The 13,809-nt window shown below is 42.2% G+C and carries 14 protein-coding genes; 8 read left to right on the forward strand and 6 right to left on the reverse strand.

The annotated features are described in order from the left end of the window. The first annotated feature begins 182 nt into the window (after window positions 1–182). Window positions 183–953 carry a hypothetical protein gene (locus ACWATR_RS18760; protein ID WP_460335504.1) on the forward strand — a complete coding sequence of 257 codons (771 nt, stop codon included), beginning with the start codon at window positions 183–185 and terminating at the stop codon, window positions 951–953. Window positions 954–1,091: 138 nt separating this feature from the next. On the opposite strand, the gene ACWATR_RS18765 is transcribed toward ACWATR_RS18760, so the two are convergent. Beyond that, window positions 1,092–1,946, reverse strand: coding sequence for a phosphate/phosphite/phosphonate ABC transporter substrate-binding protein (locus tag ACWATR_RS18765; RefSeq protein WP_460335507.1), 855 nt, complete (start codon window positions 1,944–1,946; stop codon window positions 1,092–1,094). Between the two features lie 180 nt (window positions 1,947–2,126). Between ACWATR_RS18765 and ACWATR_RS18770 the strand changes: the two genes are divergently transcribed. Beyond that, window positions 2,127–3,041 carry a Tll0287-like domain-containing protein gene (locus ACWATR_RS18770; protein WP_460335510.1) on the forward strand — a complete coding sequence of 305 codons (915 nt, stop codon included), beginning with the start codon at window positions 2,127–2,129 and terminating at the stop codon, window positions 3,039–3,041. Window positions 3,042–3,085: 44 nt separating this feature from the next. Here the strand turns inward: ACWATR_RS18770 and ACWATR_RS18775 are convergent, their stop codons facing one another. Next, the gene (locus tag ACWATR_RS18775) at window positions 3,086–4,465 is read right to left on the reverse strand and encodes a protein kinase domain-containing protein (RefSeq protein WP_460335513.1); all 1,380 of its coding nucleotides are present in this window, start codon (window positions 4,463–4,465) and stop codon (window positions 3,086–3,088) included. A gap of 164 nt (window positions 4,466–4,629) precedes the next feature. Continuing rightward, complete coding sequence (locus tag ACWATR_RS18780) at window positions 4,630–4,953, reverse strand: DUF4278 domain-containing protein (protein ID WP_460335516.1); 324 nt, start codon at window positions 4,951–4,953, stop codon at window positions 4,630–4,632. A 333-nt stretch (window positions 4,954–5,286) separates the two neighbouring features. On the opposite strand from ACWATR_RS18780, the gene ACWATR_RS18785 reads away from it, so the two are divergent. Next, on the forward strand, window positions 5,287–5,541 hold the full coding sequence (locus ACWATR_RS18785; protein ID WP_181928189.1) for a hypothetical protein: 255 nt from the start codon (window positions 5,287–5,289) through the stop codon (window positions 5,539–5,541). Between the two features lie 3 nt (window positions 5,542–5,544). Then, the gene (gene mltA / locus ACWATR_RS18790) at window positions 5,545–6,795 is read left to right on the forward strand and encodes a murein transglycosylase A (RefSeq protein WP_460340516.1); all 1,251 of its coding nucleotides are present in this window, start codon (window positions 5,545–5,547) and stop codon (window positions 6,793–6,795) included. A gap of 113 nt (window positions 6,796–6,908) precedes the next feature. Here the strand turns inward: mltA and ACWATR_RS18795 are convergent, their stop codons facing one another. From ACWATR_RS18795 to ACWATR_RS18805, 3 genes are all read right to left on the reverse strand, one after another. Beyond that, window positions 6,909–7,778 carry a DUF5895 domain-containing protein gene (locus tag ACWATR_RS18795; RefSeq protein WP_069073730.1) on the reverse strand — a complete coding sequence of 290 codons (870 nt, stop codon included), beginning with the start codon at window positions 7,776–7,778 and terminating at the stop codon, window positions 6,909–6,911. A 258-nt stretch (window positions 7,779–8,036) separates the two neighbouring features. Further along, window positions 8,037–8,738 carry a haloacid dehalogenase type II gene (locus tag ACWATR_RS18800; protein ID WP_460335521.1) on the reverse strand — a complete coding sequence of 234 codons (702 nt, stop codon included), beginning with the start codon at window positions 8,736–8,738 and terminating at the stop codon, window positions 8,037–8,039. 32 nt (window positions 8,739–8,770) lie between these two features. Beyond that, a complete protein-coding gene (locus ACWATR_RS18805; protein ID WP_460335524.1) occupies window positions 8,771–8,947 on the reverse strand; it encodes a hypothetical protein in 177 nt (58 codons plus the stop codon). A 172-nt stretch (window positions 8,948–9,119) separates the two neighbouring features. Between ACWATR_RS18805 and ACWATR_RS18810 the strand changes: the two genes are divergently transcribed. Genes ACWATR_RS18810 through ACWATR_RS18825 form a run of 4 tightly spaced genes read left to right on the forward strand, consistent with a single transcriptional unit; the run spans window position 9,120 to window position 13,804 of the window. After that, complete coding sequence (locus ACWATR_RS18810) at window positions 9,120–10,877, forward strand: ScyA-related TPP-binding enzyme (RefSeq protein WP_460335527.1); 1,758 nt, start codon at window positions 9,120–9,122, stop codon at window positions 10,875–10,877. Window positions 10,878–10,890: 13 nt separating this feature from the next. Next, window positions 10,891–11,988 carry a 3-oxoacyl-ACP synthase III family protein gene (locus tag ACWATR_RS18815; RefSeq protein WP_460335530.1) on the forward strand — a complete coding sequence of 366 codons (1,098 nt, stop codon included), beginning with the start codon at window positions 10,891–10,893 and terminating at the stop codon, window positions 11,986–11,988. A 48-nt stretch (window positions 11,989–12,036) separates the two neighbouring features. Continuing rightward, a complete protein-coding gene (locus ACWATR_RS18820) occupies window positions 12,037–13,038 on the forward strand; it encodes an SGNH/GDSL hydrolase family protein (protein ID WP_460335533.1) in 1,002 nt (333 codons plus the stop codon). 16 nt (window positions 13,039–13,054) lie between these two features. Beyond that, complete coding sequence (locus ACWATR_RS18825; protein ID WP_460335536.1) at window positions 13,055–13,804, forward strand: SDR family oxidoreductase; 750 nt, start codon at window positions 13,055–13,057, stop codon at window positions 13,802–13,804. Window positions 13,805–13,809: the final 5 nt, after the last annotated feature.

Raw genomic sequence — 13,809 nt, forward strand, 5'->3', positions numbered from 1 at the left:
AACTTGTTTACACAAGCGGTGAAAGTTAGTACATCCCTGGCTATGATAAACAACGAGAGGAGATGGTTCAGCGAGTAGAGGTTTGGGTGTTGTTGTGTTTAAAGAGAAGTCTGAAATAGTGACTACTCTTGGTGTAAGATTATACTAATTTTAATAACGAGAAACAGTTTAAATAGCGCCTTATGTCAATTATTGCGCTCAGAGCGTGGTATCTACAGGATTATGAGCCGATTCCAGAACTGGAAAAACGTCCGCCAGACATTCGCTTAAGCAAAAAAAGCCTGCTGAAATCAGCATTGCGAGCAGACTTTTTGGAAGAAAGTGACGAAGTTAAAAAATCAACTTGGTTTGGGCGCTATCTGGAAGGGGAAAATATTGAATTTTATGTAGAAGGTAGTGGTGGCTATTGCGTCTCTAATATTGACTTAATTAGTCATGAAATTTATTTTACCAAGCAGGCGGTGTTGGCTCAGTTAGAACCAACGATTTTTTTATCCTGTCAAACTGAGTATGCCGAAGCGACAAATGTTCTTAGAGAAGAACTGCGAGAAAGTTTGAAAAGTTTAAACTTGCGATCGCGCCTTCCCTTAACATTAATAGAATCATCTCGTCCCAGCGGTGCTACTTTCCGAATTAACCGCACAATCATGCGAAAAATCCGTAAGAGTTTATTATTTATCGCTGACACCACGCCCATTGCTAGTATTGATGGCAAAGAAACCCCTCAATTAATTCCCAGTCCGAATGTCTGTATTGAAATTGGCTATGCCATTCAAAGTAAGCGTTCTGAACAGATTCTACTAGGACAAATGCAACGTCCAGACTTTGAAGGACAATTTCCCTTCGACTTACCCACACAGCAGATTTTGCAATTCCAAGACACCACAGAACTGAATAAAATCCTGACAGGGACAATTGAAAGCCAGCTAGCACGATTTAAATTGTTTTTTTGAGCAAGATGATAGGTATTGGGCATTGGGCATGGGGCATGGGGCAAATGACGAATGACAAATGACAAATGACAAATGACAAATAACAAATGACAAATGACAAATGACGAATGACAAATGACAAATGACAAATAACAAATCTTAAAATAAACGAACAGGTTTTTTTTCTAGCTGAGAAGTAATCGAACTTACTCGATCAACCACAGAAATCATGTATCTGTAATCTGGTACTTGTCCATTAGGTACATAGCCCACCTCTTGAGCTAAATCTGAAGGCGCATCACTCATTACTTTGCGAATAAACTCTTGACGGTTCCGCTCTATATTTGGCCCAATCAAGACCACACCTAATGGTACATAGTGAGGGTCTTTAAATAGTATGCGGAATTCGGTTGGGGCCAACTGCGAAGCATGGAGACTCAATTCCGCCTCCGAGACAGCACAGGCGATCGCTTTTCCTTGGGCGACCAACTCCAGCGCAGCTTTGGGTGTGGGTGCAAATAGTATGTCAGCTAGTGTTGTACCATAAAGATTGTAAAGTGGAAAATAGTATCCTGTTGCTGAACCTAACTGCCCTAAAGCTACTATTTGACCTTGTAACTGTTTCAACTCGGTGATCGGACTCTCTTTGCGAACAACGAAAATTGAGCGCAAATTATTAATACCTATTAAAGGAAATAGAGGAAGATATTGATACCGTGCGATCGCAATAGCCGCTAAACCCGGTGGCGCAAATACCAATGACCAAGCACGAGCTTCAAGGCGCTCAACCGCTTTATTTTCATTAAAAACAGGCTCTAGCTGAATATATGACTTTGTGTTTTCACCTAAGTAACTATTAAATCTAGCATATTGGTTAATTATCTGTTCGCCACCACCATAATTGATAACACCAACAGTTAAGGCACCCTCAAACTTCTTTGGTGATTGGCAGGCAGTAAATGTTAAGCCTAGCAGATTAAACAGAAAGAAACGACGGGGAAATCGCAAAAACATCACTAATTATGGTAAGAAAGTAAATTGGCTTTCAAGACTAATTTAGATAAGTTTGAATACTGCCTAAATAGCTTATATTAAGGCAAAAAATTAATATTTATTTAAATCTTGTTAAGATGCTTTCTAACAGATATAAATAAATATCAGACAAACTCAGATACCACCTTCGTTGCTTAGGTTATGTTGAACAACATTACGTTAAAAAACTTGAAAATAGGTGCTAAATTTAACTTACTTTTAATATTAGTTTTCATAGTCAGTATTTTGGGAAGTGGCGTTGCCTTATCCAGTGTACTTCAAGGGAGAGCGCAAAATGAAGTGGTTTCTCAAGCGCAGATTCTCATCCAAATGGTGAACGCAGTGAGAAACTATACACAAGATCGCATAGATCCCTTATTATCGCCTAGACTAGAAACTAATCCAACGTTTATCCCTGAAACAGTACCAACTTTTTCCTCTAAAGAGGTTTTTGAAAATTTTCGGAAAAAGCCTGAATATAAAAACTTTTTTCATAAAGATGCAACACTTAATCCTACTAACTTAGCGGATAAAGCTGATAGTTTTGAAGCTCAACTTGTAGAGCGTTTTCGCAACGAACCCAACACTCTAGAAATTACGGGCTTTCGTAACTTGTCAGAAAACGAGGTATTTTACATTGCGCGACCATTAAAGATTACACAGCAGCAATGTCTGCGATGTCATTCTACACCAGATCAGGCTCCTAAGAGTCAGTTGGCAACTTATGGCTCAGAAAATGGTTTTGGCTGGCAACTCAATCAGATTGTTTCTGCTCAAATCATTTCTGTTCCCTCTGAAGAAATTTTTGCCAATGCCAAACGGACTTGGATATTGATAATGGGACTTTTAATTACGATCTTTGCGATCGTAGTTTTCTTAATTAACTTCTTAATCAAAAAATATGTAATTCAGCGCATCAGAAGAATAGAGAAAATAGCCCAAAAGGTTAGCATTGGTGATATGAGCGCTGATTTTGAAGAAACCTCTAATGATGAAATTGGTGGGTTAGCAGAAGCATTTAATCGGATGAAAGCTAGCTTAAAAATAGCTATGGAGATGCTGAATAACCAAAACTGATACCCTTTTGGATTTTGGATTATGAAAGAGTTATAAGTTAAAATTCAAGAAAGTAGGCGTTGCTGAAATTGTAAAGCTTTTTGAGGTTCGGGAATTTGTGATGCTAAAAGTTTCACAAATTCTGCACGAGAAATTTGTCCAGAAGATTTAACAGCTTTTTGCACTAAGAACTTAGCTATTGGGCCAATTAAATCAGCCAACTCTCGCTCACACTGATTCACAAAGCTGTCGCTGATTAATTGAGGTTCTTGGCTTGGTAAATTATTTGACTTAATTTCAGATATAACAGTAAGTTCTTGTAGTAGAGTAGGTTTCTCTAGAAGGAAGGTTGTTTTCTTCTTAAAATCAATTTGTTGATTTCCTCTGAGATAAAGACTCAATTGATTAATTAATTCTTCAAGGTTAGGTGCTGATGCCGCAACTTGTCGTAGTAATCTTGAGGCAACGGGGCCTACAAATTCTAAAAGAATTGTTTCTAAGCGGTTGTAATTTTCCGCAGACAGGATAGAAGCAGGCTGATACCCAATTGAGTTTTCTTGAGAAAGTGAAGCTTGAGGCGGTTGTGTAAAAAATGCTGGTTGAGGTAATGGCGCTTCTACTTTCGTATCGAGATGTTTAAGCACCTGTAGAACTTCAGCCGCAGACTGATAGCGCTGTTTGAAGTGGTGTAGCACCATCTTAGATAGCACAGATGCCAACTCAGAACTGACGTTAGCCTGATGCTGCCAATAAATTTCTCCTGTATCTGAGTCTTCCTCAAAGTTTATAGGATGTAACCCCGTTAGCGATTGAATAGCAATAATACCCAAGGAATAAATATCACTGTTGGGGCGGGGCTTACCTTGCCCTTGTTCTGTAGACATATATCCTGGGGTGCCAATGATAATAGTAGCCCCCGTGCGCCCTGGAACTGTAAGCAGTTGAGTTTGGACTTGTTTTACTGCGCCAAAGTCAATCAGCACTAACTTGCCGTCTTGTTGCCGTCTGATTATATTGTCCGGCTTGATATCTCGATGGATAACATTGTGGCTGTGAATAAATTGCAGAATACCCAAAACCTGTTGGAGGAGTTGAATTACTCGATCTTCCGTCCAATGTTGATTGGGGAACAGTTCTGCTTTCAGAGTTTGCCCTTCAATGAACTCTTGCACCAAGAAAAACTCTTGGTTATCTTCAAAATAGGCTAAAAGCCGAGGAATCTGGTCATGGTTGCCCAGTTGTTCTAGTGTTTCTGCCTCATTGCTAAATAGCCGTCTGGCAGTTTCAAGAAATTCAGGGCTACGAGTGACAGGCTTAAGGTGTTTGACAACGCATTTTGGGAAACCTGGCCGATGAGTATCTTGGGCTATGTAGGTTTGACCAAATCCTCCTCCACCTAAAACCTGTAGGACTTGGTAACGACCGTCTAATAATTGTCCTAACATTGTGTCAAAAGCCTTAATTCCTCAAATTCATCTTGGCACAACTACCAGCTTTAGTAAGGTTTGTGGAGAGGGAAAGTAGGTAGGTAGTGCTGAGATTTCAAGTTTTTTAAGAATTTTACTACAAGTTTATGACTTCCTAGACCCCAGATCGGCTTACAGCGATATTATTTTTGAAGCTTTAATTCGTCAGAAATCAGCAGTCCCTCAATTCTTGAAGTAGTTATTGGTTGAGAGACTACACTAACTTCTCCTAATGGAGTTTTATTTACAAAGTAGGTGATTCCCCGAAAGCTCAATTTATAGGCTATTGGTGCTAAAGGAACTGCTGCCGATTTTGAATTTGGATTAACACGATAGTTAACGCCACGGTACATCAGATTATAAGCTGACCCAATTTGAGGAACTGGTTGAAACGGCTGTTCTATTTTTTTGCTGCCAACTTTGTTTGGGTCGTATTCATAGCTCAGACCACGATAGTAAAGTTTCATAATTTTCGCTTCCTGAATAACTTTTGTTCAACAATGTCAATGACTTATCAGAGGTTGATTGGAGAGTTATGCAAGAGCTAATGTAAACTTACACTTTTTAAGGAACTGCTTAAAGGATTAGGCGTCTAGAGTGAAGAGTCATTGGGAATAGGGCATGGGGCATTGGGCATTGGGAAAAAACTTGTTCAATAATTCTCCTTTGTCCGCTTTATCTTCCTCGTCTCCTCCTGCTCCCCTACTTCTTTGCTCCCCACCTCCCGTATGCTTACTCTTTTCATTCGGGGGTTACGTGGTTAACAATGGGTTGAATGTTTTTTATAATGATTCAACTTTATGGCTAGAACTCCAAATGAATATGCCGTATACCTCCTACTGGAAAGCGGCCACCGGGAAGAAGTACGTTTTCCTACTATTCAAGAGTTTCAGAAGTGGTATAGCGGCGAACTTGTGCCAAAGTCTGCTTCTAATGACTTTATTAGTGTGCCAATCAAAAATATTCAAGGGGAGTATATGGTAGTAAGACCTTCTCGGATCGTGGCAATCCGGGTAGAACCCGTTTTTAGTTCCAGTGTTGAAAGATTCAACTAAATGATGAGAAAAACCCTTGCTTTGCTTTCCTTGAGTCTGGGAATTGCTTTTATAAATCCTCTCTGGTTGGCTGTTGCTCAGGTTCCTAATGTACTGCCGTTGCCAGTACCGACTACTCCTGATCTGTCGCCAATACCAATACCAATCACTCCTGAGATAACGCCACCGTTAAAACCAATAGCCATAGGAAGCGATTGTAAGCCCCAGCACGCTTGCTTGGGTTGGGATGAGCAACTTTGGGGTCAAAAGGGCGATCGCAAAGCGCTGTTAGCTTCCATTGACAACAGCCTGCTTTACCTAAATAAGAGTGGGGCGATCGCAGCATATCAAAATTATCCAGTTAAGGAAATTACCCTTGATCGCGTCCGCCGGAGTTTGATCCGTTTTCGCCAACTAGTTGTCAGTTCTAAGTCAGCAGCGCAATTACAAGCCGCTGTCCGCCGTGAGTTTGTCTTCTACCAGTCCGTAGGCAACGATGGCAAGGGTACTGTGAAATTCACTGCTTACTACGAACCTATTTACACTGCTAGCCGAGTCAAGACTGCAACATATAAGTATCCTCTGTATCGGCTACCACCTGATTTCAACCAATGGCCGAAACCCCACCCAAAACGAATTGATTTGGAAGGGAAGGATGGTTTACAAGGGAATAAGAGCCAGTTACGCGGTTTAGAAATGCTTTGGTTTCGCGATCGCCTAGACGCATACATGGTACATATCCAAGGCTCTGCTCAAATTAAATTAACTAATGGCAAGACAACATCAATTGGCTATGCAGGTGGAACTGATTATCCCTGGACTAGTATCGGCAAAGAACTAGCCAAAGATGGCAAACTTCCCCTGGAAGGATTGACAATGCCACGTCTAATTAGTTATTTCAAAAGCAAGCCCCAAGAGTTGAGCAATTATCTGCCCCGCTGGGAACGATTTGTTTTCTTCCAAGAAACAAGCGGTAGAGCGGCTACTGGTAGTATTCATGTGCCAGTAACAGCAGAACGTTCCATTGCTACAGATAAGTCTCTCATGCCACCAGGAGCGCTAGCGCTGATTTACAACTCGTTTCCCTATCCCGCCACTGGCGGCAAACTAGAGAGGCGTACTGTCAGCCGCTATGTACTTGACCAGGATACAGGAAGCGCCATCAAAGGCCCGGGCCGGGTGGATTATTTCATGGGTTCTGGGAAACTAGCAGGCGATCGCGCTGGTATCACAGGCGGTAATGGTTCACTATATTATTTACTGCTCAAAAAATAAAGTTAGGAGTTGGGAGTTAGAAGTTAGGAGTTAGGAGTTAGAAGTTAGAAATTAGGAGTTATTAATTCAAAACTCATCACTCCTCACTCCTCACCCCTCACTCCTCACTTTTTTTAATACGGCGGATAAGCAAAATCATCTTCATCAGCATAAACGTAAGAGTTGGAAACTCCTGCCATTGCCAATTTCGGCGTTTCTGATTTTACAGGTTCCTTTCCAAAATCTTTGTATTCTTCAAAAGTCTTACAAATCATTGCAGACTCAAGAGAATCGGAAGCAATTAAGTATTGTGTTAAAGTCCCTACCGTGGGATGTTTGTAATCCACAGTTGAAGCTACCAGAACTGTATTTGGTTCAATACCTCTTTCTTCACACTCAATTATCGGGCAAAAAATCCCGTGGGCGTGGAACAAAGGGCCTTTTGGTGTCAAAGGTTGCTTGCGGTAGACAGCATAAGCTTTTTCGAGTTCAGCAACGAATCCACTAACTACTTTGCCTTGTTGATATTCACAGTAGGTTTTGCTGAAACTCGCTCCGGCGGCACCATTAAGAGTTAGTTGTAGTGGTGATTCATGTAAAAACTTTTTATTCTCTCCCACTATAAAAATTAGATAGCGAGTAAAGGTTTTAAATTTAAGTTTGTCGGCTAAAAAAGCATCATAATTCTCTTTGAGCGTACCCAGTTTTAGACCACTTTCTCGGTCTTTAACAGACAATGGGCCCCGACGCACTAACACCAAGTTTGGAGTAGTAGTAATAAAGACTGTTTCAACTCCAGAACTAAATTCATGCTCTACCTGCTGCCAATTATCATCTGGCACAAAGCCGACAGCATTAGCATTATCTAGCTTAATCGCCAAACCGTGGGATTGCATCCCATCTGTGCCATACCGAGGATTAATCATCTGACACCAAGGGATGACTTGAGAAGGCGGTGCATTAAATTTCTCGTCTTCAAAGTCGAAATTAGCAGATGCTTTCATCGTTTTAGGCTATCAAAGTGTTTTATTGAACAAGTTTATCGGCAAGGCGCTGATCCTGGAGAACCAGAAGCAGAGCGTTGGTACGAGCGTTACCCGTCCCTTGCGCGTCGCTCTCAAAAGAAGGGCGAAAGTGCCGTCAAACTGGTGTAGTAGTTTTTCCAGATTAAGGCAGAATCAATCTATGTTGCAATTCCTGTTTCGTTTTGTAACAACATATCCTCATCGAAACAGTACTGAGTATCTAGCATTTATTACTCACTAGGGATTCGGTGAACTCATAGCAGCGAGAGTCTTTAAATCAGGCACTTCTAAGTTGGGTTGACTTATTTGCGGGTCTGTGGCATAAAATTTGTTTTTGTCTGCTCGACGGTTTACCCAAACTGTTGATAGTCCCAGAGATTTGGCTGTAACGATATCGTGATATACGCTAGCAGCAACGTGTAATATCTGCTCTAGCGGCAAATTAATTCTTTGAATAGCCAGTCTGAAGTTGTTTAAGGAGGGTTTATAGCTTTTTGCCTGTTCTGCTGTGATTATCTGGTCAAATTCCACCTGTAAGTGCTTTGCCGAGAAAGCAAAGAGATCGTCATCTATATTTGAGATAATTACCAACTTAAACTTTTGGCTTAAAGCTCTAAGTGCCTCAATTGTATCGGGGAAAGGCAGCCAATGCTGAATCGAATCAGCCAGTGAATTTAGTTCGTCAGCAGTTGGCTCAAAGCCAAATCGCTCACCAAATTTCTGGACTACTCTCTTTAAAACTTCTCGATATTTGAGATATTCTCCTGTTTCCAGTTCTGCTTCAAATTCCGCAAAAATTTTGATAATTTCTTCGTCATCCAGATTAGTGTTATGTACCAGCAGAAGTGGCTTTAGCACCCCTAAAATACCATTTTCCCAATCAATCAAGGTTCCATAACAATCGAAAGTTAAAGTCTTATACTGATTTAATTCAATCACCTTTTTATACCCCAGTGGTTGATCAATGGTGTTCAGTTTTCATAAACTAAAACATGGGTTAACCCATTTGTATTGGCACAGCCCGCCGCAGGCATCGCCACATTTACTACTCTTAAAGTCTCTAAACATTTCTTCGGTATCAAAGCAGAGTTGAAGTAGGTAGACAATAAAGTACCAAACTGTGTGAAGATAAGCAGGTAGATTGGCACAATAAAATTAAGGTATCTCAATCAAAGATAAAGTAGGCTAAAACCCTGTAGTTTCTTGCTTTCAGCATAGCTGCTTGCTACCTTATTTATAACGACGAATATTTACACCGGCCTACTTTGAGTGTGGGATAATGTTATCCCACAGAGGAAATTATTCCTAAGTATAGTTTGTATGGATGTGAAATTTCAGGATACACAAGCGAATACCACTAAACAATTAAACTCAAGTAAACAGCCATCTAATAGCAAGCCATCCGAAACTTTTTCGGTAGCGGAAGCAGTGGTAAAAATTCTGGAAGATATGGGAGTGCAGTATGCCTTTGGTGTTTCGGGAGGTGCGATCGCCCCAGTGTGGGCAGCATTACACCAAAGTTCCATCCAGGTGCTGCACTTTCGGCATGAAGCCGGAGCAGCTTTTGCAGCCATTGAGGCACACTTTGCTAGCGATCGCCCGGTTGTGGTATTCACTACCACAGGACCGGGGATCACCAACGCTTTGACAGGATTGTTAGCTGCCCGTTGGGAGGGAGCAAAGGTGATCCTCGTGTCAGCTTCAACCTCAGCACCACAGCGGGGACGTTGGGCTTTCCAGGAAACCAGCCCATATACTATGCCCAGCACTAGTATTTTTAATTCGGAGCAAATATTCCATTACGCGACTAATCTCGAATCTAGCGATGAACTCACAGAGATATCTCAAAGGCTTGCCCTCGGGCTAGCACAACCAGGAGGATTCGTCGCGTATCTAAGTATCCCTACAAATATCCAGACAAGTTCACTAACAACTTCGTTGCCACGAGTAACTCTGTCTCATGCTGTAGCAACAGCAAGTGAAGAAGCAATTGCAGAATGTGTCCGGTTACTGTCTGAAGGTCCCTTTGCGATCTGGGTTGGCTTCGGTGCACGTGATGCTGCCGAAGAGATTCGCCAGCTTGCAGAGAGAACAGGGGCTGCGGTAATGTGTTCGCCGCGTGGTAAGGGGATTTTTCCCGAAGATCACCCACAATTTGTAGGAGTCACGGGCTTTGCTGGACACAAATCTGTTTTGACATATATGCAAGAGTACTATCCTTTGCATACTTTGGTTCTGGGAACGCGCCTTGGTGAGTTTACCTCGTTCTGGAACCCTACAATGATCCCTCAGCGGGGATTTTTGCATATTGATATTGACCGAGATGTGTCAGGAGCAGCATATCCAGACGCAAAGACGTTTGCTATCCAGTCTGACATAAAAGTGTTCATGAAGGAGCTGTTTAAGCATTTTTCTGAAAGTAATAGTCGCCCAACAGCAGTAACGCTGCCTCGACCTGAACTTGATTTAATCAAGCCATGTACAGGCAGTTTAGTGCGTCCCAAAGTGCTTATGGATGCGATTCAACAGGTGATTGTTGAAGGAAGCGATGCAGTAGTAATGGCTGAATCAGGTAACTCCTTTGCCTGGGGAATTCATCATCTACGATTTACTAAACCAGGCCGCTTTCGGGTCAGCACTGGCTTCGGGTCTATGGGGCATTTCGTTACGGGTGTTGTAGGTGCGGCACTGGCAAGAAATGGCAAGGCTGTCGCAATTGTTGGGGATGGTGCCATGCTCATGAATAACGAGATAAGTACAGCAGTGCAATACCAGATCCCTGCTGTCTGGATTGTACTCAACGACTCACGCTATAACATGTGCGAGCAGGGAACAACAATGCAAGGGTTCAAGGGTGTAAATGTAGAGATTCCGCAGACGGATTTCGTTAAGATTGCCTGCGGGATGGGAGCCGATGGCATTCGTGTCGAAAAGGAGTCTGATATTCAGGCTGCACTAGAAAAAGCGCTTGTTTCAACTAATCCGTTCGTTGTTGATGTCATAATCGACCCAAGTTGGAAGGCACCAATTTCAAATCGTATTAATAACTTAATTTCTCAAAGCACTACAAATTATTGAAATAACCTTAAACATGGTGTATCCTTCCGTAGGCATTTGCTCACTAGCAGTTAGCTTTCCTAGCATTAGACGTACAAAAGATTACTACAAAGAAAAATACCCTGAGATAGTCGCTCAAGTAGAGCAAAAAAGCTTGGCAAGAATGATCTCTCTAAATAATTCCACGCCGAGCAACAAGTTTGAGTTAGAAATGATGCCTTATCTGTCAGATCCTTTTCGGGGCACTTTTGAACAGAGGATACTTGCTCCTAGTGAGTCGTCGCTGACTTTGGAGTATCGGGCAGCCAAGGATGCCATCAAAGCGGCAAAGCTTTCTGTCAATGACGTAGATATCCTGCTCGTCGCCTCTTTTTTACCTGAACAAATCGGATTTGGCAATGCCGCCTTTCTTGCTCGTAAACTGGGACTACAGTGTGGTGCATGGAATCTTGATGGATCATGTGCTAGTACCCTAATTGCCCTTCAAACTGCTTGTGCTTTAGTACAAGCAGGAATGCACCGCAATGTCCTAGTGGCGATCTCTTGTACGTACTCTCGCTTCTTCGATAAAGATGATACTCTTTCATGGTTTTTTAGTGATGGTGCTGGAGCTTTCCTAGTTAGTTCACTAAAACCAAACCAAGGTATTCTTGGTACAAAGACAGTTAATACCAGTATTTTATGCGATCAAATGTCTTTTAAACTTACTGAGGACAAAGAAGGCAATCAACGGTTTCAAATGCAGATACCCAAGGATACGAATAAAGTGATCGGCGAAACAGCTGCGGATCTGCTGCTTACTTGTTGTGAGGGGGCTATTGCTACTGCTGGTGTTACCCTGGAGCAAATTGACTTTTTTATTTTTAATACTCCCACTGCTTGGTTTGCAAGTTTTTGTACGCGTGTATTGGGCATTGACTCAGAGCGCACAATCAATGTCTACCCTCTTTATGCAAACATTGGACCAGCACTAACCCTAGCCAATTTGTACCATGCTGCTCAACTTGGCAAAATTCGCGAAAATGACTTGGTTTTGCTCTATGGCTTTGGTGCAGCCAGTTCTGCCTCTGCAAGCGTAATCCGCTGGGGCAGTGTGGCACTAGGCCCTGTTCCGGTCAATGAATCTGAATAGTTCGTTTCCTGCTAAGATCCACACCATGATTTAAAAGTCAATAATTAAATGAAAAAAACAATTTTGACGACAGGATTTTTCCTGTTGTCTTTCATGTTTCCGCTTAAAATCTTAGCGGCACAGAATTATGAGGATATTTATGTTTTTGGTGACAGCTTTTCTGACACAGGAAATGCATTCAATGCCACAAATAAAACTTTTCCTCCAAGCTCAACATACTTTAATGGACGTTTTTCTAATGGTTCAGTTTGGGTAGAATATCTGGCACAAGACCTGGGATTAACCTTCAATCCTCACACTAACTTTGCCTTTGGAGGTGCTACCACTGGAGTCAATAACATTAGCGTTCCTGGGTTCACCGGATTGCAACAGCAAATCACTAGCTTTACAGCAGAAAATCCGTCTGCTCATCCCAACGCCCTCTATATTGTGTGGGTTGGTGCTAATGATTACTTCAGTTACTTTGGGGGAGGTGTTCCTAACCCTAATCAGACAGTCGCAAATATATCAGCAGCAGTGACATCCCTTGCTGCCATAGGTGCTCAAGATATTATGGTAGTTAACCTACCAGATTTGGGAAAGTTTCCGGTTGCAGACTTCAACAGTCAAATACCCAGCTTGTTCAGTACATTGAGCAATGCACATAATTCTGGCTTAAACGCGACCATCAACTTTTTGAACCAGCAACTAGACCCTGATATCGACATTATATCTTTTAATGTTAATGACTTATTTAGTAGGATAATCGCCGAACCAAGGAAATTCGGTCTGAAAAATGCTACCAACTATTGCATACAAGACTTATCAGTAGTGCCCTTAAATTTGCCCACCCAACCAGTCGCCTGTAATCCAGACGAATTTTTATTTTGGGACCCAGTTCATCCTACAGCCGCAGCTCATCGGCTTATTGGAGAATCTGCATTTTCAGTACTGAAGCCAGTGTCTGTCCCTGAACCTTCTAATGTGTTAGGGGTGTTAGCTTTTAGTGCTTTTGGTGCAGTTTCGGTACTGCAACGCCGTTATCAGTTAATGCAGAACAAAGCAATTTAGAGGGAAAGTTACATCCATGACAAGTCAATTTGATGGAAAAGTAGCATTAGTTACTGGGGCTTCATCAGGCATTGGTCGGGCAACAGCGATCGCATTTGCACGTGTTGGAGCAAAGGTTGTAGCTGCCAGCCGTAGAATTGCCGAGGGGGAGGAGACTGTACGCCGCATACAAGAGGCAGGAGGAGAGGCTATTTTCATTCAAACCGATGTATCAAGGGCAAGTGAAGTGGAAGCGTTGGTTAACAAGACAGTGGATACTTATGGTCGTTTGGACTGCGCTTGTAACAATGCCGGACGCGCAATTTTCAGACCACTCATTGAAATGCCAGAAGAAGACTGGAACCAAATGTTCGACGTAAATCTCAAAGGAATGTGGCTCTGCCTCAAGTACGAGATTAGCACGATGCTCAAACAAGAAGGCGGTGCAATTGTAAACGTTGCTTCAGTTGGTGGTGTGATAGGTGCCACAGGTACTGCCGCCTATAGTGCCACTAAAGGTGGAGTTATTGCCTTAACCCGATCAGCGGCAATAGAATACGCTAAATCTGGCATCCGACTTAATATTGTAAGTCCCGGTAGTATTGAAACCGATATGTTAGCAACTGTACCCACAGACCTACTCGCTCAAGTTACAGATGGGCATCCTGTAGGACGTATTGGCAAGCCAGAGGAGGTTGCAGAAGCTGTGGTATGGTTGTGTTCGGACGTAGCTTCCTTTGTCACAGGGCATAATATGATAATTGATGGGGGATATACCGCGCAGTAAGTGTG

This window comes from Nostoc sp. UIC 10890 (genome assembly GCF_054786515.1).